Genomic DNA, 25,803 nt, shown 5'->3' with positions numbered 1-25,803 from the left:
AAAGCACATAAAAATAATAAATCGTTATTTTTACCGCTTTCGCAGATTCATCTATATGTTTGTGAATACGAATAATACCTTACATAACATTAATTAATGTTTTGTCTGACGATTTTTTACATTCACCACAATTGACCCCCGCACCACTCTGTGCCTTAATGTAGCAATCGCCCGTCTATGGGTATCGCTAAAGGACCCCTTTGTGAGCCAGGTTACCAGCCTACGAAAACGGCACAGATTTAACAGCCGAATGATCCGTATCATCTTGTTTATCAGTTTCCTCTTCTTCTTTGGACGCTTCGTCTACTCTTCTATCGGTGCGTGGTATCACCACCAGGACAAGAAAGAATCCCAGCAGAGCAGCCAGCCGCAACAAACGCCCCCTACGCAAAGCGACAATCGTTAATCGTCCCTCCCCCCCTGACATTTTCTATCCCAAGAATCCTTACCGAATGGTTAACAACATCATGTTTAACCATTCGGTAAGGGTTCTGGATCATAATACTCTGCCATTTTTAGCATTGTGCTCTTCTGATGGCCAAATACATTCATTGAATTTATTAATTATAATATCTGCAAAAATGATAATAAGCCCAAACTACCGCTAATTTAGCGACAACCTATCTATTCAAACTTTAAAAAATAAAAAATTTATATAATAAATATCTATTAATTTAAAATTTCACAAAGAATAAAATACAGGCATTAGCAGCTTCATATGATTATCTAAGGCCAGACGCGTCTGCGAATAAAAAACCACCCCTGGCTAATTGGCCCAAGCATTGGGTATTTCCATAAAAAAGCCCTCTGTATGGTAGAGGGCTTTCTGGTATTGCTACAAGAGAGGAATTATTCCCACTCGATCGTCGCTGGCGGTTTGCCGCTGATGTCATACACCACGCGAGAAATACCATTCACTTCATTGATGATACGGTTGGACACTCGGCCTAAGAAATCATACGGCAGGTGCGCCCAATGCGCGGTCATAAAGTCGATGGTTTCAACAGCACGCAGGGAAACAACCCAGTCGTACTTACGGCCATCGCCCATAACGCCAACAGAGCGAACCGGCAGGAACACGGTGAACGCCTGGCTCACTTTGTTGTACAGGTCAGCTTTGTGCAGTTCTTCGATGAAGATAGCATCGGCACGACGCAGCAGGTCGCAGTACTCTTTCTTCACTTCGCCCAGCACACGAACGCCAAGACCTGGGCCTGGGAACGGATGGCGGTACAGCATGTCGTACGGCAGGCCCAGCTCCAGACCAATTTTACGAACTTCATCTTTGAACAGTTCACGCAGAGGCTCCACCAGCCCCATCTTCATCTCTTTCGGCAAGCCGCCCACATTGTGGTGAGATTTGATGACGTGTGCTTTACCGGTCGCAGAAGCGGCAGATTCGATAACGTCAGGGTAGATAGTGCCCTGCGCCAGCCATTTCACATCTTCCAGCTTCAGCGCTTCTTCGTCGAACACTTCAACGAACACGCGGCCAATAATTTTGCGTTTTGCTTCTGGGTCGTTTTCACCCGCCAGCGCATCGAGGAAGCGTTTTTCGCCTTCAACGTGAATAATGTTCAGACCGAAATGGTCACCGAACATGTCCATCACTTGCTGAGCTTCGTTCAGACGCAGCAGACCGTTATCGACAAAGACGCAGGTCAGGTTTTTGCCGATAGCGCGGTGCAGCAGCATTGCAGTCACGGAGGAGTCAACGCCGCCGGACAGGCCGAGGATCACTTTATCGTCGCCAACCTGTTCGCGGATACGAGCAACAGCGTCATCGATAATTTTTTCTGGCGTCCACAACGCTTCACACTGGCAGATGTCGCGTACAAAACGCTCCAGCATACGCAGGCCCTGGCGGGTGTGAGTCACTTCCGGGTGGAACTGCACGCCGTAGAAGCGTTTTTCTTCGTTAGCCATAATGGCGAACGGACAGGTTTCGGTGCTGGCAACGGTCACGAAGCCAGACGGGATAGCGGTCACTTTGTCGCCGTGGCTCATCCACACGTCCAGCAGCGGTTTACCGTCTGCGGTCAGCGCATCTTCGATGCCGCGAATCAGCGCGCTGTCGGTTTGCACTTCAACCTGCGCATAGCCAAATTCACGCTCGCTGGAGCTTTCTACATGGCCGCCAAGCTGCATTGCCATGGTTTGCATACCGTAGCATACGCCGAACACCGGAACACCGGCTTCGAATACGTACTCTGGCGCGCGTGGGCTGTTGTCTTCGGTGGTGCTTTCCGGCCCACCGGAGAGAATGATACCGCTCGGATTGAACTCACGGATTTGTGCTTCAGTAACATCCCATGCCCACAGTTCACAATACACGCCCAGTTCACGCACGCGACGTGCAACTAACTGAGTGTACTGCGACCCAAAATCGAGGATAAGAATGCGATGTTTATGAATATTGTCTGTCATTTGACGATAATTCCGAGGCAAGTGAAACAATAACAAAACGCCCGGTTATACTTGTCGTTTTCCAAGTTGCAGGGGCGTTGGCTGTGTCCACTCATCCCGGTATGTTCCCGGAGACTCGTGGACTTGCCGCCTTCCTGCAACTCAAAATCCATAGAGTATAGGGATTGGACGCGGAAAATTATCAGGAGCCCAGACGGTAGTTCGGGGACTCTTTGGTGATGGTCACGTCGTGAACGTGGCTTTCCTGGATACCTGCACCGCTGATACGTACAAATTCAGCTTTCGTACGCAGCAGGTCAATAGTACCACAGCCGGTCAGACCCATACAGGAGCGCAGGCCGCCCATCTGCTGATGAATGATCTCTTTCAGGCGGCCTTTGTACGCAACGCGACCTTCGATACCTTCAGGTACCAGTTTGTCAGCGGCGTTATCGCTCTGGAAGTAACGGTCAGAAGAGCCTTTGGACATCGCGCCCAGGGAGCCCATACCACGGTAAGATTTGTAAGAACGGCCCTGGTAAAGTTCGATTTCACCCGGGGATTCTTCAGTACCCGCCAGCATAGAGCCGACCATCACAGCAGAAGCACCTGCGGCAATCGCTTTAGCGATATCGCCGGAGAAACGGATACCGCCGTCAGCAATAACCGGAATCCCCATGCCTTCCAGCGCTTCAACGGCGTCAGACACAGCGGTAATCTGCGGAACGCCCACACCCGTTACGATACGAGTCGTACAGATGGAGCCAGGGCCGATACCGACTTTAACGGCGCTGCAACCAGCGTCTGCCAGCGCGCGAGCGCCTGCGCCCGTTGCCACGTTACCGCCGATGATTTGCAGGTCTGGGTATTTAGCACGGGTTTCGCGAATACGTTGCAGCACGCCTTCGGAATGGCCGTGAGAGGAGTCAATCAGCAGCACGTCAACACCGGCAGCGACCAACGCATCAACACGTTCTTCGTTGCCCGCGCCCGCACCTACCGCAGCGCCAACACGCAGACGGCCTTTCTCGTCTTTACAAGCGTTCGGTTTACGTTCTGCTTTTTTGAAGTCTTTAACGGTAATCATGCCCAGCAGGTGGAAGCTATCATCAACCACCAGCGCTTTTTCTACGCGACGTTCATGCATTTTCGCAAATACAACTTCACGGGATTCGCCTTCGCGAACCGTGACCAGACGCTCTTTCGGCGTCATGTAAACGCTCACTGGCTGGCTCAGATCTGTTACGAAACGCACGTCACGCCCGGTGATGATACCCACCAGCTCGTTGTCTTCGGTCACTACAGGATAGCCCGCAAAGCCGTTACGCTCGGTCAGCGCTTTTACTTCTTGCAGAGTTGTCGTCGGCAGGACGGTCTGTGGGTCAGTCACCACGCCAGATTCGTGTTTCTTCACGCGCTTAACTTCTTCAGCCTGGCGCTCAATAGACATGTTTTTGTGGATAAAACCGATGCCGCCTTCCTGTGCCAGTGCAATTGCAAGGCGCGCTTCAGTCACGGTATCCATTGCCGCAGAGAGCATAGGAATGTTCAAACGAATGGTTTTAGTCAGCTGAGTGCTGAGGTCAGCCGTGTTCGGCAGAACGGTAGAATGAGCGGGAACAAGGAGAACGTCGTCAAACGTCAGGGCTTCTTTTGCGATACGTAGCATGGGCAATATCTCACCTGGGTGGTTAATAAATATTGCCGCGGCATTATACAGAGCGTAAGCGATTGCATCTACACTTTTTTACAAAAAATGCTTGCGATCGCTCCTCGGCAGGTTACTATCGACTGAATAACCTGCTGATTTAGAATTTGATCCCGCTCACATGTTACCTTCGCAAAGCCCTGCAATTTTTACCGTTAGCCGCCTGAACCAGACGGTGCGTTTACTGCTCGAGCAAGAGATGGGGCAAGTGTGGATTAGCGGCGAGATTTCTAACTTCACCCAGCCCTCTTCCGGGCACTGGTACTTCACCTTAAAAGACGATACCGCTCAGGTGCGCTGCGCAATGTTCCGCAACAGCAACCGCCGTGTCACCTTCCGCCCACAGCATGGGCAGCAGGTGTTGGTGCGCGCCAATATCACGCTGTATGAACCGCGCGGCGACTACCAAATTATCGTCGAAAGTATGCAACCTGCGGGCGAAGGCCTGTTACAGCAGAAGTATGAACAGCTAAAAGCCGCGCTTCAGGCCGAAGGGCTGTTTGACCAGCAGTTTAAGCAACCGCTGCCCTCCCCCGCGCACTGTGTCGGGGTGATTACCTCAAAAACTGGGGCCGCGCTGCACGATATCCTCCACGTATTAAAACGCCGCGATCCGTCGCTGCCGGTGATTATCTACCCGACGGCAGTTCAGGGCGACGACGCTCCGGGGCAGATTGTCCGGGCCATTGAGCTTGCGAATGCGCGCAGCGAGTGCGACGTGTTAATTGTCGGGCGCGGCGGCGGCTCACTGGAGGATTTGTGGAGCTTTAACGATGAGCGTGTGGCACGGGCCATTTTTGCCAGCCGCATTCCTGTTGTTAGCGCCGTAGGCCATGAAACCGACGTCACCATCGCCGATTTTGTTGCTGACCTGCGCGCGCCTACGCCATCAGCCGCCGCCGAAATTGTCAGCCGTAATCAACTGGAGTTGCTGCGCCAGGTGCAATCAGCCCAGCAGCGTCTTGGCATGGCGATGGATTACTACCTCGCAAACCGCAGCCGCCGCTTTACGCAGGTGTTCCACCGCTTGCAGCAACAGCACCCGCAATTGCGTCTGGCGCGCCAGCAAACGGTGCTGGAACGGCTACGCCAGCGGATGAGTGTGGCGCTCGATAACCAAATGAAACAGGCTAATCAGCGCCAGCAACGCACGCTTCAACGCCTTAATCAGCACAATCCGCAGCCGCGCATTCATCGTGCGCAAACGCGCATTCAGCAGCTAGAGTACCGGCTGGCAGAAAGCCTGCGCACCCGCCTCAGCGAGCAGCGCGAGCGTTTCGGTAATGCGGTGACTCATCTGGAAGCGGTTAGCCCGCTGGCAACACTGGCACGGGGCTACAGCGTGACGACCGCAGGCGACGGCAAAGTGCTGAAACAAACAAAACAGGTGAAGGCCGGTGAAATGCTCACCACCCGGCTGGCAGACGGCTGGGTTGAAAGTGAAGTGAAAGGCGTAACGCCAGTGAAGAAAACGCGCAAGAAAAAAGCGGTATAACCCCCGCAGCAACAAGACAGTAATGGCCCGATAGCGCAACGCATCTCGGGCCTGTCATCAAGGTTTACAGCGCAGCAAACTCAACGCGCTTTTTCGAAATTAATCCGTGGCCGTTCTGGCAAAAATAATCCACTGCCCCGCAGGCTTTTAATACTTCCAGCGGTTTATGGCATTCCGGGCAGCGCGCCTCAACGGTAAAATCTTTCTCGCAGTGGGCACAATGTGCGCTGTTAGCCTGGACATCCAGTGACGCCTGGCAGCTTGGGCAGGTAAACTCCATAACGGCTCCTTAAATCAGTGCAGATAACGTCAGTTTATCATGCCTCTACCATTCAGTGTGCGCCGCGTAGCTGCTGCTGAAGCTGCAATAACAGCTCAACCTCAGCAATGCGCCGCTGGGTCAGTTTCGCCACTTCATCCGGCGCGCGAGCAAACAGATTATCAGCACCGAGGATCTGTTCCCCCAGACAATGCGCATAAATAGCACCGGATCGCGTCCAGCTCAGGGTTGTTTCGCCGGTAATCAGCTCGACACATTCCCCGCTGCCTTCGCGCTTCTGGCTGAGGATTCGCCCATCACGCAGATAAATACGTATTCCCTTGTGCTCAACGCCCGGCCCGGCGTATTTATTCAGCCACAGGTTCACCGGAATTGCGCCAAAGGAGCCTTGCAGATGCGCCTCACCTTCCGCAGTGTCCCTATCGCCAATGGCAATCGGCCGCCCCAGCCGGTCTTTTGCCTGCACCACACGCAGTTGCAAGTGGTCACTACCGCCAAGATAGCGCACCGTTTCCCGCATCATCGCCAACACATGGCAACCGATATCCAAAATCACGCCGTCAGGGTGGCGTAACTGGCGAGTATCCGGCTCTCCGGTAGCAAAATTGAGTGCGATAGGTTCACCGGCAGCGTTAAATCCGCTCGGCTCCAGCAAGAAACCATCAATGCCGACAATATCATTCAGCGCCGTCACCGGTGGCTGGGTGAGTGTGTCGTGATGTGCCGCCAGCCAGCGAGAGTCCATTTTCCCTTGCGCCAGGCACAGCGCGCCATCACGTGCCATCCAGTGATCCAGCGCCAGTACACGACGCGCGTTTTCCGGCCTGGCGAGCAATTGGCGCAGACGGCTTAGTTGCGCCAGCGTGGCGGCGATGGGTTTCTCTACCACAATCCGTGGGATGTTTGACGCCAGCGCAAGTTCCAGCACCGGCAGATGTTGCAGCGACGCCGTCGTGATAAACACCGTGTCGATAGGTTGCGCCAACAGCGCGGCAAGAGACTCACAGCGCGTAACGCCAGGCAGCGCACGCTGGGCGTTAAGGTCATCCCCCCAGCACGCCGCTACCGGTAATGCCAGCCGCTGTATTGCGGGAAGATACGCCGTTTCAACCACCGCACCCAGGCCGATAAATCCAATATTCATCGTGTCCGACTCATCTGAAAGGAAATAGTATTCGGCGTCATTATGCGAGAAGCGCCATCGCGAGATATTGCGCGCGATGGCCTATCGGTTTTATAAAACGGAGCGCAAACGGTCAAAACCAGCGGCTAAATCGGCTTTCAGGTCATCCATGTCTTCCAGCCCCATCTGGATGCGCAGCGTCAGGCCACCCGGCTGCCAGTTGGTTGCGGTGCGATAATCCGCACAGTTGAACGGTATAATCAGGCTTTCAAAGCCGCCCCACGAGTAACCCATGGCAAAAATGCGCATATGATCCAGCATCTGCACCACGCCCGCTTTGTTGTACTCAGGCCTGAGCACCAGCGAGAACAGCCCTGATGAGCCACGGAAATCCCGCTTCCAAATCTCATGTCCTGGGCATTCTGGCAGCGCGGGATGCAGCACTTTTAATACTTCTGGGCGCGCTTGCAGCCAGTGCGCCATTTCCAGACCGCGCTTTTCAGCCTCTTTTAAACGCAGGTGCATGGTGCGCAGCCCGCGCAGTGCGAGGAAACAATCTTCCGCGCCGGGCAGCATCGCCATCAAATCATACGTTTTACGAAGCTGAGGCCACCACGCATCGTTCGCGGACACCAGCCCCATTAACAGGTCGGAATGACCGCCAAGATATTTCGTGCCCGCCTCAAGCGAGAGATCACAGCCATGCTCATGAGCGCGGAAGAAAATCGGTGTCGCCCACGTATTGTCGAGAATAGTCGCAATCCCCTGCTTTTTCGCCGCTTGAGTCATCGCCGGAACGTCCTGAATCTCAAAGCTCTGCGAGCCGGGCGACTCCAGAAACAACGTGGTGGTATTGGCGCGGAAAAGCGTCGCGATATCCGCGCCCATCAGCGGGTCGTAATAGGTGGTTTCAATACCCATTTTAGCCAGCATCCCGGCGCAGAAATTGCGCGTAGGCCGGTAGACGCTGTCGGGCATCAACAGGTGATCGCCGGACTTCAGGGTGGTCAATAGCGCCAGTGAAACCGCCCCAAGGCCAGACGGTGACAGCACCGTTCCGGCGGCGCCCGCAAGCTCGGTCCAGGCATTTTCCAGGCTGGCGATGGTTGGCGTCCCCATCGTCCCGTAGCTGAAATCGGCGCGTTTATGCTCCAGGTCGTCAACCGTTGGAAACACCACCGTGGAACCCCGATAAACTGGGGCATTGACAAAACCCGCCTGTTGGGAGGTATCCCTGCCCAGTTGGGTCATTTGCGTGCTGAGATTAAAATCAGATGTGGAGCGATGACTCATCATTTACCTCGAAATTTTCAGCGGCCATGCCAACGCGAAATACGGCAAATAAGCGCTATTCGTTGCCCCATTGGTTGAGAAATTCGGCGATATCATCAATGCGCTGCGCTTTGATACCCGCTTCAACGGCCATCTCGCCCTGCGCTTCTTCGCTGATCTCTTCGTTATTCATTAAGCGAGTAATCAGCAACTGAAAATAGTGCGCCAACGCGTCACGTTCAGCCTCGCTTACCGCCTGGGCGGTTTCCGTCGAGTATTCATCGACAATGTCATAATATTTCAGCGGGATTTCGTTAGTCATAGACAGCTCCTGAGATTAATACCAGCAAAACGGTGACTATCCTACGTTTAGCGCCGCAAGGTCAACGTGCGTTTTCTTATGGATAGCTGATTTATTCCACCCTCACCTTCACTTTCGGTTTTGCCAGCAGGATTTTCACCAGTTCGGTGAATTTCACCGGTTTATAGAAATAGTACCCCTGCTGGAAGGTGATATTGTTTTTGTTGAGGTAGTCGAGCTGTTCTTTTGTTTCAACCCCTTCAGCCACAATACTGAGCGAAAGCCTGCGGGCGAGATCCAACACACAGTCTAAAATTCGGGTAGAGTCTGGGTCAGCATTCACTCTCGCCACAAAACTCTGATCTATCTTGATATAATCGATATGTAAATCATGGAGATAAGAAAGCCCTGAATACCCCGTACCAAAATCATCCAACGCAATCACAAAGCCGCTTTCATGCAGTAGGTTCAATTTCTGTACCAGTTCTTCATCCACATGCAGTGGTTCGCGCTCCGTCACTTCCAGCACCAGATTGAGATCCTTGCGGTTGAAGCGCGCTTTAAATTGCAGACATTCATCGACAAAGTCATGATTGCTGATATGCGAAGCGCTGAAATTTATCCCCACATGAAAACCCTCTGGCAGCTTACTGTCGATGGCGTTCATATGGACGGCAACCTGTGACATCAGGCTTCGCGTCAGCGGCACAATCAGCCCCGACTTTTCAGCCACCGGGATAAACGACGCGGGGGAAATATAGCCCGCGCGGGGGTGTTTCCAGCGCGCCAGCACCTCAACGCCGCGCAGCGTCTCCTCCCTGCCGTTTACCACCATCTGGTAGAAAGGCACTATCTCGCCGTTATAAATGGCCCGGCGCAGCATCTCCTCCGGCGTAACGTTCTTATTCAAATACTTATCCAGCACATAGGCCATCACGGCACAGAGCAACACGATAAAAAGCAGAATACCCAAGCCATGATCAATCATTCTCTGGATGCTAAATAGCGGCGGCGGGGTGTAAACGATGCTAAAAGGATATTGCGCCGAGCCAACCAGACCGGTGTATTTCTCGCTTGCCCCCGTCACATCTCCCGACAAGCCAATCACCGAATCCGCCACCCGTAATGCGTAGTTCACGCCCTTCAACCGCACGCTAAGCGCACCCCGAATATGCTGATCGCTAATCGTAACCAGAATCCGACTATCGGCAAATGTGGTGTTGTAGATGAGAACCGGTTGCTTGTTTAGCGTCGCTCTCGCGGGGATAAGCAATAAATGGTTATTCAATATCGGTGGAATTTGCACCAGCAGGATGTGGTTGCCAGGCAATGACGAGCACCAGACCGCGTCCTTTTTCACAATCACGATAGTCCGCAAATGCGGCTGCAATGCGGCTTCAGTGCCAAGGCGGTATTGGCCTGCCATATCACAGCGCCCTTGTGCGGTGAGAGTCGCGGTTTTGGTCGCGTTCGCGGCTTCATCAAGAATACGATTAATCGTATTGGCTGCGTATCGAGCACCACTGAGGCTTTCCGCGCGGGAAGAGAACCAAAGCTGTGTATTCAGAATAAAAACGCCGGTGGTGAAAAAGCATACAGCGGCGATAACGGGGAGAAGTACATGGCGCATATCGTGTCCTGGGCGAAAGGCATTCTCGCTTTCTGCTGGCATCTATTCGCTCGGATGGGCGAATAAAGAGAGCATGGTAGACAGACCCAGAAATAGCCATTTACCCAATGACATTTTGCTTATTTCTCACACGGAATAAACGCACTCCGGCAGGCCCGAAGTGCGTTTGGTTTTTACTCCAGTGCCAGCAGCGCGAAGCTAGCCAGCCAGTGGCCTCCGCTGTAGTGACTGCCCACTACGTGCTCTACGCTTGCCGCCAGATGGCGCGCGACGGCATCGCTCAACGGTTTTTGCGCTGCGTGGCCCACCGGTAACGCGCGGGCGATATGCTTCATACACCAGGCGCGGCTGAGGTTCAGGCCATCAAGATGGGCGATTTTCGGGTCGGTGCGGTCACTCACTTCAGCCGGGTTCATCAGCGCTGAGACTGAGGCCACATCCGGCAGGAAGGCGTCAAACCACGCAGGAAAATCGAGCGCCACTTTGCTCATCAGTAGCGCTTCGGTGAGCGCCCCTGAAATATACTCATCGCCGCCTGGCTCATAGTGCGCCGGATAGTGCGTGTCGGTGAGATAAAAGCGATGGGTCGCATCCAGAATCGCCCCTTCAAGGGCGGTATCTTGCCGTGCACGGGCATAATCCAGCCCCAGCGCCAGCGCAAAAGCAGTGTTGTAGTGAGTGCCCACTCGGATGGGATAAGTCAGCTTGCTGAGGTAGTCGATAAGTCTGGCGCGAATATCCTGAGTTAGCGGCTCTAGCAGTTGAGACCAGTGCGCGGCCTGCGGCAGAGAGGATTGTTTAAGCTCTTGCGCCAGCGCCAACAGCCAGCCGTAACCATATGGGCGCTCAAACGAGGCGCGGAACGGGGCGTTAAAATAGGCCAGTTCCTGCGCCACGTTTTGCTCGGTGATATGCTCGTCAAACAGCGCGATAATCTCATCGCGGCATGACAATTCTGGGTACAAGCGCACGCAGCGCAGCAGCAGCCAGTAACCGTGCACCGCCGAGTGCCAGTCAAAGCAGCCATAAAAAATCGGATGCAGCGCGCGGGGCGGCAGGACATCGCCATAATCATTGAGCAAATGCATGATGTGGTTAGGATATTCCTGGCGCAAATAGGTCAAGGGCATACGGGCAAAGGCGTCAGCCTGATGTTGCGTTAATTCCATAACAGCTCCTGAAAAAGTCACCGCGCTTAGCGAAACACGAGGAAGTACATTAAAAAGACGTTCACTACCAGCAGCGGCAGCGCCGTAGGGATTTGAACCTTAATCACCTGATATTTATCTTTTAGCTCCAGTAGCGCAGCGGGCACGATATTGAAGTTCGCCGCCATCGGTGTCATCAACGTGCCGCAGTAACCGGCATACATCCCAATCGCCAGCAACGGCGCAGGATTGCCGTGATGAAGGTTTATCAGGAACGGCAGCGCAATACCGGCACTTAATACCGGAAACGCGGCAAAAGCGTTCCCCATGATCATGGTAAACAGCGCCATGCCCACGCAGTAAATCACCACCAGCATGAAGCGGTTATCGGGGTTCACAAACAGGCTCACTACCTTTTGCACTGACTGCCCGGTATTCGCTACCACAAATACGCCGCCCAGCATGGCGAGCATTTGCGGCAAGATCACCGCCCAACCGATAGTGTCCACCAGGCGGCGAGACTGACGAATCGCGTGCAACGGTGTGCCGCGCGTCAGCCACCAGCCGGTGAGGATCGCCGCGACACAGGCCACGCACAGCGCCGCCAGGGTGAGCTGTTTTTGATCCAGCAGATAAACACCGCCAATCGACACACCTTTCAGGAACAGAGTGCCAATCACCGTCACCAGCGGAATCATCAGCGCCGGTAGGAAAAGCCAGTTTTTCAGGCGGTTTGATGAGGCAACGCGCTCACTCTCACTCGACATGGCGTAATGGCCTTTACCAACCAGACCACAGCCTGCCAGCAGCGCAATGGCAATCACGCCGCCCCCGATAATCCGGTAAGCCAGCGATTTCCCCAGCTCCTGTACCATCAGGTCGCCAAACAGGAAAATCCCGCCGAACAGGAACCAAAACAGCGCGGTGGTGAAGCGCTTAGGGTTACCGCGATCGCGGAGCGTCATAATGACCAACAGCATCACGACAAAGCCAATCAGGTAGTACACGCGGTTGATGGTGATAAGTGTGCTCATGGCATCACCTCCTGCACACCCTGGCTATTTTTCCATGCCATCACGTCATGACGGATGCTGGCATCAAGACGCAGCAGCCGAATCATATGGATGATCAGAGCAGAAATAGCGGTAGGAATGGCCCACAGGCCGATGTGCAGCGGCTCAATGCCCGTAATACCGTTCTCTTTGAGGAAGGCGTCAATCAGCAGTACCGCACCGAAGGCGATAAAAATATCCTCGCCAAAGAACACCGCGATGTTGTCGCAAGCGGCGGCATGGGCTTTGATTTTATCGCGAATATGCTGCGGCAATTCGCCGTACTCGTTCAGCGCCGCGCCCTCTGCCATCGGAGCCAGCAGTGGGCGAACGGTCTGTGCGTGGCCGCCAAGCGACATCAGCCCCAGTGCGGCAGTCCCCTCACGCGCCACAAAGTAGAGCATCAAAATACGCGCTGAGGTGGCGCTGGCGATTTTCGCCACCCACGCCTGTGCGCGCTCTTTTAGACCGTAATATTCCAGCAGGCCAATCACCGGCAGAATCAAAATGAATGTTGCCAGCGAGCGGCTATTGACGAACTTTTCGCCAAAGGTTTCCAGCAACATGCCGAAATCCATGCCAACCAATAACCCCGTGGCGAGACCGGCGACAACCACCACCAGCAGTGGGTTGAAGCGCAGCGCAAAGCCAATGACCACTATCGGTATCCCGACCAGCGGCAACAGTGTAGTAGCGTCCATAAACGTTTACCCTATCCAAAGTGTGCGTTGCACGCCGAAGGCTCTTTTTTATCTCTCCACCCATGAGGTGAAGCGTGTGGCATTGCGGCGAACGATGTTGTGTTGTGGCGTCAGACCTTATAAATCTTCGTACTTGTCACAGGTCTGTACTCAAAATCTATATCTGAACGATGATAATATGTAAACGATTTATCAATAAAATGTTCTTATATTATCGATTTTCATTTACATTCTTTGCGAATAGTCATAATTGCGTAAGGACAGTTATGGCCTCAAAAAAACCGGCATTACCGACAAATAGCGACGATATCAACGAAGGGCGAATCGTCTCTTCACGCCACCTGGTTTCCGAACGCTGCGCGGAGTTATCGGAGCTGGAGTACGCATTGATTATGACCAGCAACGCTTTCAACAAATGGATGGTGCGCTGCATGACTGCCGCTGGCGAGCCGGATATGGGGGCGTTTGACGTTTCGCTTTTGCACCACGTCAACCATCGCAATCGCAAAAAGAAACTGGTCGATATCTGCTTTGTACTGAACGTGGAGGACACCCACGTCGTCACCTATGCGCTGAAAAAGCTGGTGAAAGCGGGCTATGTCACAAGCGAAAAAGTGGGTAAGGAGCTTTATTTCTTCACCACGGAAGAAGGGAAAGCGCTGTGTATGAAATACCGCGATGTGCGGGAGGCGTGCCTGATTGCAATCCAGGTGGAGAGCGGTATTCCGGGGCAGTCGATTGGCGAAACCGCGCAGTTGCTGCGCACGATCTCTTCACTGTACGACACCGCCGCGCGAGCAGCGGCATCGCTATAACCCTCCGCTCGCCGCAGCGAGCGTGAGGACTCTTAGTCGGCGCGCACGTCAATCTGCCGGGCAGCAAACGACTCGCGCAACCGACGAGCAAACGCCAGCGCCTGCGCGCCGTCACCGTGCAGGCACACCGTCTGGGCATTGACCTGCGCCCACGTCCCTTCCCGGCTCAGAACCCGACCGTTCAGCACCATCTCCAGCGTGCGGGACACCGCGTCATCTTCATCATCAATCAACGCGCCCGCCTCACTACGAGGAACCAGCGAACCGTCTGCCAGATAGCCGCGATCGGCAAAAACCTCCTGCCGAGTGGCCAGCCCGTACCGCTCACCGGCGCGGATAAGCTCGCTGCCCGCTAGCCCAACCAGTATCAACGCCGGATCAGCCGCATGAACCGCCCGCGCGATGGCATCCGCCAACGGCGCGTCTTTCGCCGCCTGGTTGTAGAGCATTCCGTGCGGTTTAACGTGAGTCATTACACCGCCTTCAGCCTGTACCAGCGCCGCCAGCGCGCCAATCTGGTACAGCATCTGGGCGTAAACCGTATCCGGCGCAAGCTGCATCGCGGTACGACCAAAGTTTTCCCGATCGGGGAAGCTGGGATGAGCACCAATAGCCACGCCGTATTGCAGAGCCAGGCGCACGCTCTCACGCATGGTTTGGGCGTCGCCCGCGTGGAATCCACAGGCAATATTGGCAGAGGTAATCAGCGGCATCAGCGCGCTATCGTTCCCGCAGCCTTCGCCGAGATCGGCATTTAAATCAATCTTCATCGTTCAGCCGCCATTCCAGTTGTTCAAAATAACGTTGCTGCTGAGTACGCGCTGCCAGCGCCTCCTCCAGCGTGCAGAGGTCAAAATGCACCGTTTCACCGAGCCTGAGCTGTGCCAGATTATACATATCAGCTTCAATGACGCAGGCGATGCGCGGGTAGCCGCCCGTGGTCTGCGCGTCGTTCATCAGTACGATTGGCTGACCGTTGTGCGGCACTTGCACCACGCCGGGGAGCAGGCCATGCGAAAACAGTTCGCGAGATTCCGTGCGTTCCAGCACCTGTCCCTGAAGCCGATACCCCATGCGGTTGCTCTGCGGGCTTAGCTTCCAGGGCGCGCGCCAGAATGACTCCTTCGCGGCGGCGGAAAACTCATGGTATTCCGGCCCCGGCAGGGCGCGCACGCGGTTGCCCCACTGCAATTGACGCACGCCGCGAGGTTTGCGGTATTCGTGCGTCGCGGGGCGTAATGACAGGCGGTCGCCGTCTTTCAGGCTTCGACCGGCAAAACCGCCAAAACCGGCTTTCAAATCGGTACTACAAGAACCCATCACTTTGGCGATATCAAACCCGCCTGCTACCGCCAGATAGCTACGCATCCCACGCTTCGGTAGCGCCAGTTTCAAGCGTTGGCCCGCACGTACCGGCCAGCGCCAACCGGACCACACCGGCTGCCCGTCGAGCGTAGCCGAGCAATCCGCGCCGGTCAGGGCAAACCAGCCATCGCGATGAAAAACAAAACTGCATTGCCCCAGCGTCATTTCCAGCACGGCACTATCGGCGGTATTCCCCACCAGTAAATTGGCAATCCGCAGCGCGGTTGGATCCATTGCGCCACAGCGGCTAATCCCCGACTGACGCAGCCCGTGTCGCCCACCATCTTGTAGCGTGGTACTCATCCCGGCACGAATAATCTCTAACACACTCCCTCCTTAGACGGCACAAAACGTACCCGATCCCCTGGTTGTAATAGCGTGGCGGGCTGGCGCTGCGGGTCAAATAAGCGTAGATCGGTGCGGCCAATAATTTGCCATCCACCGGGCGTTGGCAGCGGATAAATCCCCGTTTGACCGCCGCCAATTCCGACAGAACCGGCTGGGACTTCAAGACGTGGCTCCGAGCGGCGAGGCGTTGCCAGGCTTGCGGGAAGTCCACCGAGATAAGGGAAACCAGGCTGAAAACCAATAAAGTAGGTGATGTAGTCTGCCTTGGCGTGGCGTTCAACCACCTCGCGCTCGCTGAGGCCAGTATGGCGCGCCACGACCGCCAGATCCGGGCCGTGCGTACCGCCATAAATAACCGGAATCTCAACCAGCCTTGATGCCAGAGTAAGCGCCTCACTCTCTTCCCACCAACGCTGTAACCGCTCAATGGCATCCAGCGCCATCGTCGCCGGATTGGCAAGCATAACGGTGATGTTATTCATCCCCGGAATAACTTCCACCACCTCTGGCTCTTCCGCCAGACGTTGCGCCAGCCCCCAAATTCGCTGCTGGCTTTCAAGGGTGAGCGGCGGCTCCAGTTCCAGAACTACCGCGCTTTCTCCTAACAGATAACACCGCGCTCGCTGCACTTCATCACCTTTATTCAAGCTGGGTTGCAGAGGCCCATTGATGTTAAATTGACCTCCATTTCCATTTACAATTCAGTAATAATGCATGAGTGTCAATCACTTCCGTTTTATTCGACAAACGTGATGCTACTTGTGTGAACTGCAAGCCATAAAAAAACCCGCATGACGCGGGTTTTGCATTTTCGGCGATTAGCCGCTCAGTCAGAGCGCTTATTTGCTTTTCTTGATGTGCTGAATCAGACGCTTACGTTTACGCATCTGCGTTGGGGTCAGCGTATTGCGTTTGTTCGCATACGGGTTTTCCCCCTCTTTGAACTGAATACGGATAGGCGTACCCATAACGTCCAGCGATTTGCGGAAGTAGTTCATCAGATAACGTTTGTAGGAATCCGGCAGGTCTTTTACCTGGTTGCCGTGGATAACCACAATCGGCGGGTTGTAACCACCGGCGTGAGCATACTTGAGCTTAACGCGACGACCACGAACCAGCGGTGGCTGGTGATCTTCAGACGCCATCGTCATGATACGCGTCAGCATGGCTGTCCCAACACGACGGGTTGAGCTGTCATACGCTTCACGGATAGATTCGAACAGGTTACCTACGCCGCTGCCGTGCAGTGCGGAGATAAAGTGTACGCGAGCAAAGTCGATGAAGCCCAGACGGTAGTCCAGCGTCTCTTTAACCTGCTCTCTCACTTCATTGCTCAGGCCATCCCATTTGTTGACCACGATAACCAGTGAGCGCCCACTATTGAGGATGAAGCCTAGCAGTGACAAGTCCTGGTCGGAGATACCTTCGCGCGCATCAATCACCAACAGGCAGACGTTAGCGTCTTCAATAGCCTGCAAGGTTTTGATAACAGAGAATTTTTCTACCGTATCGGTCACTTTACCGCGTTTACGCACCCCAGCGGTGTCGATGAGGACGTATTCACGCTCATCACGTTCCATCGGAATGTAGATACTGTCACGGGTTGTGCCCGGCATGTCATAGACCACGACGCGGTCTTCACCGAGAATACGGTTAGTTAGCGTTGACTTACCCACGTTCGGGCGGCCAACGATAGCAATTTTGATTGGCAAATCTTGTGGGTTAAAGTCGTCTTCCGGCTCCTCTTTCCCTTCGCCATTTTCCGCTTCGAACTGCGCCCAGTATTCGGCGTCTTCGTCCACTTCTTCCGGCGGGTTAACGTCGTCAACAAACGGCAGCAGAACTTGTTCCAGCAGGCTGGTCACGCCACGACCATGAGAGGCCGCAATCGGGTGAATATCACCCAGACCTAATGACCAGAAATCAGCAACCGCTTGATCCGGGTCGATACCGTCCGTTTTGTTCGCCACCAGGAAGGTTGGCTTTTCACGCGAACGCAGATGGTTAGCGATAGCCTGGTCGGCAGGCATCAGCCCTGCACGTGCATCGACCATGAACAGCACAACGTCGGCTTCTTCAATCGCCAGCAGCGACTGCTCCGCCATCCGCGTTTCTACGCCTTCTTCTGTGCCGTCGATACCGCCGGTATCGATACAAATAAATTCACGCCCTTCAACTTCAGCACGACCGTACTTACGGTCACGAGTCAGACCCGGGAAATCCGCAACCAGCGCATCACGAGTGCGCGTCAGGCGGTTAAAGAGCGTGGATTTTCCAACATTAGGGCGCCCGACAAGCGCGACCACAGGTACCATGTTAAAGCCTCATATACTCAAAATTTGTGACAATTCAGTTGCCGGATAGCGCTACGCTTACCCGGCCTGCATACAGTCCGTAGGCGCGATAAGCAAAGCGCCATCGGGCACAAAAACAGTAATAATAAAAATAGCAAACGGCCCCTGACTGAACAGGAGCCGTTTTTCGCTGAAACAACCGCAGCCGTTAACGCGTAATCGCGTAGACCGTGCCGCCTTTCGCCTGAATCAGCAATTTGCCGTCAGCAACCACCGGATCCGTCAGGAAGCCTGCGCTGTCAACCTTCTGCTGAGCCATAAAGCGCCCATCTTCAGGGTTAATCCAGTGCATGTAACCTTCGGCGTCACCAACCACCAGGCTGCCATTATACAGCGCAGGGGCAGTCAGCAAACGGTGCTGCAGATCGCTTTGTGTCCACAGCGTCACGCCGCCATCGATGGTCAGCGCCAAAACACGGTCATTCTGGTCAACGATATAGATACGGTTGCCATCAACGATGAAATCATTCACCGAGCCAAGCTCACGTTTCCACAGAATCTGGCCGCTGCGCAGATCCAGCGCCGTCAGATTGCCGTTGTAAGCCAGGGTGTAAACCACGCCGTTGACGATAATCGGCGTAGTATCCACGTCGCTCAGACGGTCAATTTCGGTTGTACCGGTCGCCTGAGAAATACGCTGCTGCCAAATCATCTGGCCTTGCTGCATCAGTACCGCGCTCACACGACCGTTGTCACCGCCAACAATCGCCGCGCCGTAAGCTACCGCAGGAGCCGATTCACCGCGCAGAGACAGTGCTGGCATATCCAGGTTCACCGTCCACTTCACGACACCGCTATTTTCGTCCAGCGCTTGTAGCTGACCGTTACTGGTGTGAACCAGCACCAGGCCATCGCTCACCGTTGGGCGAGATAACACTTCACCTGCCGCAGCGGTCTGCCAAACCACAGAACCGTCGCCCGCATCCAGCGCATAAACCTGCGCTTTTTCGCTGCCCACGTACACGTGACCGCCAGCAACCGTCAGGCCGCCGGAAAGCAACGCCGGTTTACGCGAGAACCAGCCGTCTTTCTCAGCCAGATTCACCGACCACACTTCTTTCCCATCATCCGCGTTGACCGCTTTCACAGTGCCTTTACGGTCAGCTGCGTATACCACGCTGTCGGCGTAGGCCGGATGCAAGTTAGAGTAGAAATCACCAATCCCGCTGCCGACGGAAACATCCCATGCGGTAGACGGAGTAAACTGGTTTTCTACGGTTGGCAGCGGAGACATTTTAACAACGTCTTCTTCACCGCTAAACAGCGAACAACCACTCAACAGAGTGACAGAAAGCAGTCCTGGCAAAAGTAATTTACGCAATTGCATCGGGTCCCTCTCAGATGGACAAATTATTAATTTTCATGCGCATCATTTCGCTCAGCGCTGGCGATGCATCGCTCTTAGCGCCTGCTTCCCACGCTGCACGAGCACCTTGTTTGTCACCTTTACTGAGCAGAATTTCCCCGCGTAAATCAGCAACAATTGCCGTCCAACCTTCGCCTTTCACGCTTTCCAGCGTTTTCAGCGCCGCATCAGCTTGCTTCATTTGCAGCTGAATACGCGCCAGACGCAGGCTGATAACCGACTTCAGATTATCATCAGATGCCGCGGTCAGCCCTAGTTGCAGCTGTTTTTCCGCCTGAGCCAGGTCGTTTTTATCAACAAAGGCCTGCGCCAGCTCCAGAGCCGCAAACGCCCCGTAGGTGTTTTTGGTTTCTGCGGCAAATTTCTCCGCCGAGGCCAGCGCTTCTGGTTTCCCTGATTGAAGAGAAGAAACGGCATTTTCATAGGCCACGGAAGATTCCCGCGCCGTATCTACCTGATGAGAGTTCCAGTAACGCCAGCCAACCAGCGCCCCGATCCCCAAAATTACCCCAACGGCCAGTGCTTTGCCATTTTCGGCAAAGAAGCTTTTAAGCGCATCAACCTGATCGTTTTCGTTATTGTAAATTTCCACGCAGTCCTTCTCCTGATAATAATGTCCTGGAGATTAACCCAGAATAGTGCGCAAATGCGCAGCAACGCCTTCCTGCGTTACGGTTGTCTGCTCGCCAGAGCGCAAATCCTTCACGACAACAGTGGCTTGTTCGACTTCCGACTCACCCAGAACAAGGGCTACGCGAGCGCCCCATTTATCAGCACGTGCAAACTGTTTCTTAAAGTTGCCGCCGCCGTGGTTAGTCATCAGTTTCACTTCTGGTAACGCATCACGTACCTGCTCTGCCAGGCGCATGGCGGCTGACTGAGTATCAGCACCAGAGGCCACCAGGTATATATCGACAACAGGTTCGGCTTTAAATTCCGGATTAACGGCCTGAACTAATAAAACAAGGCGTTCAAGACCCATCGCGAAGCCCACGGCTGGGGTTGCGCGACCGCCAAGTTGCTCAACCAAACCGTCATAACGGCCACCGGCACACACTGTGCCCTGCGAGCCGAGGCTGGTGGTTACCCATTCGAAAACGGTGCGGTTGTAGTAATCCAGGCCGCGAACCAGGCGTTGGTTAACGGTGTAGGCGATACCTGCGGCATCCAGTTGGGCGCACAGGCCAGCAAAGTGTTCGCGGGACTCGTCGTCGAGGTAATCCCCCAGCGACGGCGCATCATTCAGCAGAGCCTGAACGTCTGGATTTTTAGAGTCCAGCACGCGCAGTGGGTTGCTGTACATGCGACGTTTGCAGTCTTCATCCAGCACATCTTTATGCTGTTCGAGGAACGCAACCAGCGCATCACGGTAGTTTGCACGAGCTTCCAGAGAACCGATGGAGTTCAGCTCCAGCGCAACATGCTCAGAAATCCCCAGCGCACGCCACCAGCGCGCGGTCAGCATAATCAGCTCGGCGTCGATATCTGGCCCTTGCAGACCAAACACTTCACAACCCAACTGATGGAACTGGCGGTAGCGGCCTTTCTGCGGGCGTTCGTGGCGGAACATCGGCCCGATATACCACAGACGCTGCTCCTGATTGTACAGAAGACCATGCTCGATGCCGGCGCGTACGCAGCCCGCAGTACCTTCAGGACGCAGCGTCAGGCTATCGCCATTGCGGTCTTCAAAGGTATACATCTCTTTTTCAACCACGTCGGTCACTTCACCGATAGCGCGTTTGAACAACGGGGTCTGCTCTACAATCGGCAAACGGATTTCGCTATAACCGTAGCTACCGAGCACCTGCTTAAGAGTGCCTTCAATGCGCTGCCAGATGGCGGTTTCGCCAGGCAGATAATCGTTCATGCCGCGAATGGCTTGAATGTTTTTTGCCACGTTAATTCTCTTTATATATAAAAATGAACCCTCGGCGTCAGTTACGCCCGCGGGGTTCAATCATACACGGGAAGTCCGAGCCGTCATACTTTACGTCTCGTCGAACTTCCCATCTCGTTATTTTTCAACCTGCTGAACGTCGATACGGCGCGCTTCATCCAGAATCGTCGCTTTTGCACGGATTCTGGCTTCAAGCTGGCTAATCATATCGTCATTATCAACGCGATCTTTGCGCACACCATCTTCATACAGGCCGCTTTTTTTGTTACCACCGGTGACGCCCAGCGTCGATACCAGTGCTTCACCCGGCCCATTTACCACACAACCGATGATCGAAACATCCATTGGGGTGATGATATCTTCCAGGCGCTGCTCCAACGCATTGACCGTACCGATAACGTCAAATTCTTGACGAGAACAGGTTGGGCAGGCGATGAAGTTGATGCCACGGGCGCGGATGCGCAGCGATTTGAGAATATCAAAGCCGACTTTAATTTCCTCAACCGGATCCGCCGCCAGCGAAACGCGTAATGTGTCGCCGATCCCTTCAGACAGCAGCAGGCCCAGGCCGATAGCCGATTTCACCGAGCCGCTACGCGCGCCACCGGCTTCGGTGATACCGAGGTGCAGCGGTTGATCAATCTGGCGCGCCAACAGGCGATAAGATTCAACGGCGAGGAAAACGTCAGACGCTTTCACACTAACTTTGAATTGATCGAAGTTGAGGCGATCCAGATGATCCACATGGCGCATGGCGGATTCCAGCAGCGCCTGCGGCGTAGGTTCGCCGTATTTTTCCTGAAGATCTTTTTCCAGCGATCCGGCGTTAACGCCGATGCGGATAGGAATATTTTTGTCGCGCGCGCAGTCAACAACCATGCGAATGCGCTCTTCGTTACCGATATTACCTGGGTTGATACGCAGGCAATCGACACCGTACTCCGCCACTTTCAGCGCAATACGGTAATCAAAATGGATATCGGCAACCAGCGGCACATTCACCTGTTGCTTAATCAGCTTAAAGGCTTCTGCGGCGTCCATCGTCGGTACGGATACACGAACGATATCCGCCCCTACTCGTTCTAACGCTTTGATTTGATTAACCGTCGCTTCGACATCTGTCGTCCGCGTATTAGTCATCGACTGTACGGCGATAGGAGCCCCATCGCCGATCGGCACGTTACCAACGTAAATGCGTGTGGATTTTCTACGTTGAATAGGAGCCTGATTGTGCATGAAAAATCTCCCGCATTACGCGTCTATTATTGTGCCGGTGATTGTTGAGCACTCACCGTCAGGCGCGCAACCTGGTTAGTTCTGATAAAACGGCTCAGATCGACAGGTTTACCCTGATATTCGATCTGCACTGCGGCTGGCGCACCAATTTTCAATTTGTAAGGTGCCTGGCCGGTCAAGTTCAGATTACCGCCTTTGCGTTGCAAGCCGCTGAACAATTTTTTACCGGTAGAGTCGGTCACTTCCAGCCAGCAGTCGGCAGAGAAGTTCATGACCAGCGCGTTAGCATCAGCAACCGTCGCGGCAGTTTGCGCCGGATCGGTTGGCAGTGTGCCCGGTGCTGTGGTTTGCGGCGCTGGGGTAGCGGTCGTTGTGGTCGCATCAATGCTAGCCTGTGATGGAGACACAACGGTGTTATTCTGTGCGTTTTCTTGCGGCGCAGCGGTGGTCGGCGTCGTCTCTACCGGAGCCGTGGTGCTGGTATCCGTCGTCGCGGTCGCCGTATCGGTCGTTGCCAGAGTAGACGTCGCTTCTGCGTCGGTATTCAGTGGAATATCCTGCGAATCATTGCCGCTGGCTTTCAGCTCAACGGAAGATTGGTCAGCCATCGTGGTGATTTCTTCCTGCTGCGCTTTGTGGTTTTGCCACCACCATGCAACGGTTAAGCCAATCACCACGAACAGCACCAGCCAGGTAAAGCTCATCAGCCAACCGTCGCGTTTTTTACGACGTTTGCCCAGAGAGAAGCTCTGCATCGGGGCGACTTTCGCCGCTCGGATAGGAGCTTGCTTTTCCATCATTGGCAGCAACTCTTCCTCGGGGATATGGACGAGACGCGCATAGGAACGGATATAACCACGCAAGAATGTTGAAGCGAGTTCAGCAGGAGCCTTATCTTCTTCAATATCACGAACGGTGGAAACCTTCAGGCACAAGCGTTCTGCAACGGCTTGTTGGCTGAGTCCGATTTGTTCACGGGCATTACGCAAACGGACACCCGTGGTTTGTGCTTCTTGTTGGTCGTGGTTGGTTTCAGTATTCATTCGCTACAACTGCTGATTCGTGAAATTTAAGGTTCTGATACGGAACAGTGCCCGCACCGCGAAACATCCGATCATTGTTATCGAACAGACGCGCTGTCCGGTAATCCCCTACTTCAAAACAGCGTCAAAGACCGTTGCTACGCTGTTGTTGCAACGCTACATACTGCCTCAATACTTGATGAAACGCACCGTAATTATTAACCAGATCAGTACGTTTCGCCTAATCCTTAAGCACTTAACTTTGCGTGCGCCATTTCTGACGCACGCTGCGCGAAATTACAGCGCTTTTACGTCAATAGGTTCACCTTGCATACGCTTACGCATTGTACGCTTGGTGCGGTCGATAACGTCACCGGCCAACTGACCACAGGCGGCATCAATATCGTCGCCACGGGTTTTACGCACGATAGTGGTGAAACCGTATTCCATCAGGACTTTCGAGAAACGGTCGATGCGGCTATTGGAGCTGCGGCCATACGGCGCGCCAGGGAACGGGTTCCACGGGATCAGGTTAATTTTGCACGGCGTATCTTTCAGCAGTTCTGCCAACTGATGCGCGTGTTCCGTGCCGTCGTTAACGTGGTCTAACATCACGTATTCGATAGTGACACGGCCCTGATTGGCGTTGGATTTTTCCAGGTAACGACGTACTGCCGCCAGGAACGTTTCGATATTGTACTTTTTGTTGATAGGTACAATTTCGTCACGAATTTCATCGTTTGGCGCGTGCAGCGAGATAGCCAGCGCAACGTCAATCATGTCGCCCAGTTTATCCAGCGCCGGGACAACGCCCGAGGTGGACAGCGTCACGCGACGTTTAGACAGACCAAAACCGAAATCGTCGAGCATGATTTCCATTGCTGGAACCACGTTGGTCAGGTTCAGCAGCGGTTCGCCCATCCCCATCATCACCACGTTGGTGATAGGACGTTGGCCGGTAATTTTTGCCGCACCGACGATTTTCGCCGCGCGCCAAACCTGGCCGATAATTTCCGATACCCGCAGGTTACGGTTAAAGCCCTGCTGAGCCGTAGAGCAGAATTTACACTCTAATGCGCAGCCGACCTGTGAAGAAACGCACAGGGTGGCGCGATCGTCTTCCGGGATATACACGGTTTCAACGCGCTGATCGCCTACCGCAATCGCCCATTTGATAGTGCCGTCAGAGGAACGCTGCTCTTCCACCACTTCCGGGGCGCGAATTTCAGCCACTTCTTTAAGTTTACTGCGCAGGACTTTGTTGATGTCGGTCATGTCATCAAAGTCGTCGCTACAGTAGTGGTACATCCACTTCATCACCTGGTCAGCGCGGAAGGGTTTTTCGCCTAAGTTTTTAAAAAACTCGCGCATCTGCTGACGGTTAAGATCCAGCAGGTTAATTTTTCCATCTTTGTTGGGAACCGCCGGGATGGCGCTCTCAGGCGTGACAATTTGTTCAGACATATTCGATTCCGGCCTCGTTGTTACACGTTATGGCCCCTGGAGGGTTGATAAAAAGAAGCGCCCCAGGAAAGCGGTCTGCTTGTCCGGGGGCGCTGCATTGTACAAATTCTGGCGCATGGATGCCACGTCTGCACGCGGCATTCATGAAAATAATCATTTCAGCATCAAACTAGCGGCCTGGGATACACATCGTCATCCACCATTTTGTGACTGATGAAACCATTAGCGAGTGCGTGGGCACACTTCGCCTTCAGCGAAGAAGAAGGCGATTTCACGAGCCGCAGACTCAAGAGAGTCAGAACCGTGAGTACCGTTTTCGGTGAAGCTGTCTGCGTAATCAGCGCGCAGAGTACCAGCCAGCGCATTGGCTGGGTTGGTTGCGCCCAGCAGGTCACGGTGACGCTGAACGGCGTTTTCGCCTTCCAGTACAGATACCACGATTGGACCGGAGGTCATAAACTCCACCAGGCCGTCGAAGAATGGGCGACCATCGTGCTCAGCGTAGAAGCCACGCGCCTGTTCAACGGTCAGGTGCAGCATTTTGGTACCAACGATTTTGAACCCTGCAGCTTCAAAGCGAGCAAAGATGCTGCCAATAACGTTTTTTGCCACCGCGTTAGGTTTGATGATGGAAAAAGTACGTTCAATAGCCATGATTACCTCTAATAATTAAATTTATTCGGTTGTCGTGTATACGCAGTTGTATAACCTGGCGCGGATTATAATGATGTGCTAAGCCGTTGCCTATGGATTAAGGTAACATTTTTTTAAAATAAAACACTTTTAAGCAACACGCTGAATATCCACCAGTACGCAC

24 protein-coding genes are annotated in these 25,803 nt (G+C 54.0%); 3 read left to right on the top strand and 21 right to left on the bottom strand.

The features are described 5' to 3' along the window. The first annotated feature begins 202 nt into the window (after positions 1-202). Positions 203-406 (top strand): YfgG family protein, encoded by a 204-nt coding sequence (locus AC6I4B_RS06815; RefSeq protein WP_497770520.1) that lies wholly within the window; start codon positions 203-205, stop codon positions 404-406. Positions 407-849: 443 nt separating this feature from the next. On the opposite strand, the gene guaA is transcribed toward AC6I4B_RS06815, so the two are convergent. Then, positions 850-2,427 carry a glutamine-hydrolyzing GMP synthase gene (gene guaA / locus AC6I4B_RS06810; protein ID WP_497770518.1) on the bottom strand — a complete coding sequence of 526 codons (1,578 nt, stop codon included), beginning with the start codon at positions 2,425-2,427 and terminating at the stop codon, positions 850-852. A 181-nt stretch (positions 2,428-2,608) separates the two neighbouring features. Then, positions 2,609-4,075, bottom strand: coding sequence for an IMP dehydrogenase (guaB, locus tag AC6I4B_RS06805; protein WP_497770516.1), 1,467 nt, complete (start codon positions 4,073-4,075; stop codon positions 2,609-2,611). A 160-nt stretch (positions 4,076-4,235) separates the two neighbouring features. Between guaB and xseA the strand changes: the two genes are divergently transcribed. Further along, positions 4,236-5,609: an exodeoxyribonuclease VII large subunit gene (gene xseA / locus AC6I4B_RS06800; protein WP_497770515.1), complete on the top strand. Its 1,374-nt coding sequence runs from the start codon at positions 4,236-4,238 to the stop codon at positions 5,607-5,609. A 64-nt stretch (positions 5,610-5,673) separates the two neighbouring features. On the opposite strand, the gene AC6I4B_RS06795 is transcribed toward xseA, so the two are convergent. The 8 genes from AC6I4B_RS06795 to AC6I4B_RS06760 form a co-directional block, all read right to left on the bottom strand. Next, positions 5,674-5,889: a zinc ribbon domain-containing protein gene (locus AC6I4B_RS06795; RefSeq protein WP_497770513.1), complete on the bottom strand. Its 216-nt coding sequence runs from the start codon at positions 5,887-5,889 to the stop codon at positions 5,674-5,676. Between the two features lie 52 nt (positions 5,890-5,941). Continuing rightward, the gene (locus AC6I4B_RS06790; protein ID WP_497770512.1) at positions 5,942-7,033 is read right to left on the bottom strand and encodes a Gfo/Idh/MocA family protein; all 1,092 of its coding nucleotides are present in this window, start codon (positions 7,031-7,033) and stop codon (positions 5,942-5,944) included. Between the two features lie 90 nt (positions 7,034-7,123). Continuing rightward, on the bottom strand, positions 7,124-8,305 hold the full coding sequence (gene metC, locus AC6I4B_RS06785; RefSeq protein ID WP_497771977.1) for a cystathionine beta-lyase: 1,182 nt from the start codon (positions 8,303-8,305) through the stop codon (positions 7,124-7,126). Between the two features lie 55 nt (positions 8,306-8,360). Continuing rightward, positions 8,361-8,606 carry a YmjA family protein gene (locus tag AC6I4B_RS06780; protein WP_497770510.1) on the bottom strand — a complete coding sequence of 82 codons (246 nt, stop codon included), beginning with the start codon at positions 8,604-8,606 and terminating at the stop codon, positions 8,361-8,363. Between the two features lie 91 nt (positions 8,607-8,697). Continuing rightward, a complete protein-coding gene (gene pdeG / locus AC6I4B_RS06775) occupies positions 8,698-10,215 on the bottom strand; it encodes a cyclic di-3',5'-guanosine monophosphate phosphodiesterase PdeG (protein ID WP_497770509.1) in 1,518 nt (505 codons plus the stop codon). A 173-nt stretch (positions 10,216-10,388) separates the two neighbouring features. Further along, the gene (locus AC6I4B_RS06770) at positions 10,389-11,384 is read right to left on the bottom strand and encodes a DUF2891 domain-containing protein (protein ID WP_497770507.1); all 996 of its coding nucleotides are present in this window, start codon (positions 11,382-11,384) and stop codon (positions 10,389-10,391) included. A 26-nt stretch (positions 11,385-11,410) separates the two neighbouring features. Beyond that, positions 11,411-12,397 (bottom strand): DUF979 domain-containing protein, encoded by a 987-nt coding sequence (locus AC6I4B_RS06765; RefSeq protein WP_497770506.1) that lies wholly within the window; start codon positions 12,395-12,397, stop codon positions 11,411-11,413. Next, positions 12,394-13,116 (bottom strand): DUF969 domain-containing protein, encoded by a 723-nt coding sequence (locus tag AC6I4B_RS06760; protein WP_497770504.1) that lies wholly within the window; start codon positions 13,114-13,116, stop codon positions 12,394-12,396. Before AC6I4B_RS06760 ends, AC6I4B_RS06765 begins: the two co-directional genes overlap by 4 nt. Before the next feature lie 266 nt (positions 13,117-13,382). Here AC6I4B_RS06760 and AC6I4B_RS06755 point away from each other — a divergent pair, with 266 nt between their 5' ends. After that, positions 13,383-13,931 (top strand): winged helix DNA-binding protein, encoded by a 549-nt coding sequence (locus tag AC6I4B_RS06755; protein ID WP_497770503.1) that lies wholly within the window; start codon positions 13,383-13,385, stop codon positions 13,929-13,931. A 32-nt stretch (positions 13,932-13,963) separates the two neighbouring features. Here the strand turns inward: AC6I4B_RS06755 and pxpA are convergent, their stop codons facing one another. The 11 genes from pxpA to ndk all read right to left on the bottom strand — a co-directional run bounded on the left by pxpA (position 13,964) and on the right by ndk (position 25,640). Next, positions 13,964-14,701, bottom strand: coding sequence for a 5-oxoprolinase subunit PxpA (pxpA, locus tag AC6I4B_RS06750; RefSeq protein WP_497770501.1), 738 nt, complete (start codon positions 14,699-14,701; stop codon positions 13,964-13,966). After that, positions 14,691-15,623, bottom strand: coding sequence for a 5-oxoprolinase subunit PxpC (gene pxpC, locus AC6I4B_RS06745; RefSeq protein ID WP_497770500.1), 933 nt, complete (start codon positions 15,621-15,623; stop codon positions 14,691-14,693). Before pxpC ends, pxpA begins: the two co-directional genes overlap by 11 nt. Continuing rightward, complete coding sequence (pxpB, locus tag AC6I4B_RS06740; protein ID WP_497771975.1) at positions 15,617-16,273, bottom strand: 5-oxoprolinase subunit PxpB; 657 nt, start codon at positions 16,271-16,273, stop codon at positions 15,617-15,619. The genes pxpC and pxpB overlap by 7 nt, the downstream gene beginning before the upstream one ends. 210 nt (positions 16,274-16,483) lie before the next feature. Then, positions 16,484-17,959, bottom strand: a complete 1,476-nt coding sequence (der, locus tag AC6I4B_RS06735; protein WP_497770498.1) for a ribosome biogenesis GTPase Der — start codon at positions 17,957-17,959, stop codon at positions 16,484-16,486. Between the two features lie 187 nt (positions 17,960-18,146). Then, positions 18,147-19,325, bottom strand: a complete 1,179-nt coding sequence (gene bamB / locus AC6I4B_RS06730; protein ID WP_497770496.1) for an outer membrane protein assembly factor BamB — start codon at positions 19,323-19,325, stop codon at positions 18,147-18,149. A 10-nt stretch (positions 19,326-19,335) separates the two neighbouring features. Then, positions 19,336-19,956 carry a YfgM family protein gene (locus AC6I4B_RS06725; RefSeq protein WP_497770494.1) on the bottom strand — a complete coding sequence of 207 codons (621 nt, stop codon included), beginning with the start codon at positions 19,954-19,956 and terminating at the stop codon, positions 19,336-19,338. Between the two features lie 33 nt (positions 19,957-19,989). Continuing rightward, positions 19,990-21,264 carry a histidine--tRNA ligase gene (gene hisS, locus AC6I4B_RS06720; RefSeq protein WP_497770492.1) on the bottom strand — a complete coding sequence of 425 codons (1,275 nt, stop codon included), beginning with the start codon at positions 21,262-21,264 and terminating at the stop codon, positions 19,990-19,992. A gap of 117 nt (positions 21,265-21,381) precedes the next feature. Beyond that, the gene (gene ispG, locus AC6I4B_RS06715; RefSeq protein ID WP_497770491.1) at positions 21,382-22,500 is read right to left on the bottom strand and encodes a flavodoxin-dependent (E)-4-hydroxy-3-methylbut-2-enyl-diphosphate synthase; all 1,119 of its coding nucleotides are present in this window, start codon (positions 22,498-22,500) and stop codon (positions 21,382-21,384) included. A gap of 26 nt (positions 22,501-22,526) precedes the next feature. Next, positions 22,527-23,543, bottom strand: a complete 1,017-nt coding sequence (gene rodZ, locus AC6I4B_RS06710; protein ID WP_497770489.1) for a cytoskeleton protein RodZ — start codon at positions 23,541-23,543, stop codon at positions 22,527-22,529. Between the two features lie 276 nt (positions 23,544-23,819). Next, positions 23,820-24,986: a dual-specificity RNA methyltransferase RlmN gene (gene rlmN / locus AC6I4B_RS06705; protein ID WP_497770487.1), complete on the bottom strand. Its 1,167-nt coding sequence runs from the start codon at positions 24,984-24,986 to the stop codon at positions 23,820-23,822. Positions 24,987-25,208: 222 nt separating this feature from the next. Further along, positions 25,209-25,640 (bottom strand): nucleoside-diphosphate kinase, encoded by a 432-nt coding sequence (gene ndk, locus AC6I4B_RS06700; RefSeq protein ID WP_497770486.1) that lies wholly within the window; start codon positions 25,638-25,640, stop codon positions 25,209-25,211. Positions 25,641-25,803: the final 163 nt, after the last annotated feature.

It is taken from the genome of Kluyvera fluvialis (genome assembly GCF_059725275.1).
Note: the sequence above shows the minus strand (reverse complement) of the source record. Positions and strands in the feature narration are given on the sequence as shown.

Excerpts from the sequence above, each read along its gene's own strand:
- guaA (WP_497770518.1), bottom strand. The coding sequence starts at position 2,427 with ATGACAGACAATATTCATAAACATCGCATTCTTATCCTCGATTTTGGG.
- guaB (WP_497770516.1), bottom strand. The coding sequence starts at position 4,075 with ATGCTACGTATCGCAAAAGAAGCCCTGACGTTTGACGACGTTCTCCTT.
- xseA (WP_497770515.1), top strand. The coding sequence starts at position 4,236 with ATGTTACCTTCGCAAAGCCCTGCAATTTTTACCGTTAGCCGCCTGAAC.
- AC6I4B_RS06795 (WP_497770513.1), bottom strand. The coding sequence starts at position 5,889 with ATGGAGTTTACCTGCCCAAGCTGCCAGGCGTCACTGGATGTCCAGGCT.
- AC6I4B_RS06790 (WP_497770512.1), bottom strand. The coding sequence starts at position 7,033 with ATGAATATTGGATTTATCGGCCTGGGTGCGGTGGTTGAAACGGCGTAT.
- metC (WP_497771977.1), bottom strand. The coding sequence starts at position 8,305 with ATGAGTCATCGCTCCACATCTGATTTTAATCTCAGCACGCAAATGACC.
- AC6I4B_RS06780 (WP_497770510.1), bottom strand. The coding sequence starts at position 8,606 with ATGACTAACGAAATCCCGCTGAAATATTATGACATTGTCGATGAATAC.
- pdeG (WP_497770509.1), bottom strand. The coding sequence starts at position 10,215 with ATGCGCCATGTACTTCTCCCCGTTATCGCCGCTGTATGCTTTTTCACC.
- AC6I4B_RS06770 (WP_497770507.1), bottom strand. The coding sequence starts at position 11,384 with ATGGAATTAACGCAACATCAGGCTGACGCCTTTGCCCGTATGCCCTTG.
- AC6I4B_RS06765 (WP_497770506.1), bottom strand. The coding sequence starts at position 12,397 with ATGAGCACACTTATCACCATCAACCGCGTGTACTACCTGATTGGCTTT.
- AC6I4B_RS06760 (WP_497770504.1), bottom strand. The coding sequence starts at position 13,116 with ATGGACGCTACTACACTGTTGCCGCTGGTCGGGATACCGATAGTGGTC.
- AC6I4B_RS06755 (WP_497770503.1), top strand. The coding sequence starts at position 13,383 with ATGGCCTCAAAAAAACCGGCATTACCGACAAATAGCGACGATATCAAC.
- pxpA (WP_497770501.1), bottom strand. The coding sequence starts at position 14,701 with ATGAAGATTGATTTAAATGCCGATCTCGGCGAAGGCTGCGGGAACGAT.
- der (WP_497770498.1), bottom strand. The coding sequence starts at position 17,959 with ATGGTACCTGTGGTCGCGCTTGTCGGGCGCCCTAATGTTGGAAAATCC.
- bamB (WP_497770496.1), bottom strand. The coding sequence starts at position 19,325 with ATGCAATTGCGTAAATTACTTTTGCCAGGACTGCTTTCTGTCACTCTG.
- ispG (WP_497770491.1), bottom strand. The coding sequence starts at position 22,500 with ATGCACAATCAGGCTCCTATTCAACGTAGAAAATCCACACGCATTTAC.
- rodZ (WP_497770489.1), bottom strand. The coding sequence starts at position 23,543 with ATGAATACTGAAACCAACCACGACCAACAAGAAGCACAAACCACGGGT.
- rlmN (WP_497770487.1), bottom strand. The coding sequence starts at position 24,986 with ATGTCTGAACAAATTGTCACGCCTGAGAGCGCCATCCCGGCGGTTCCC.
- ndk (WP_497770486.1), bottom strand. The coding sequence starts at position 25,640 with ATGGCTATTGAACGTACTTTTTCCATCATCAAACCTAACGCGGTGGCA.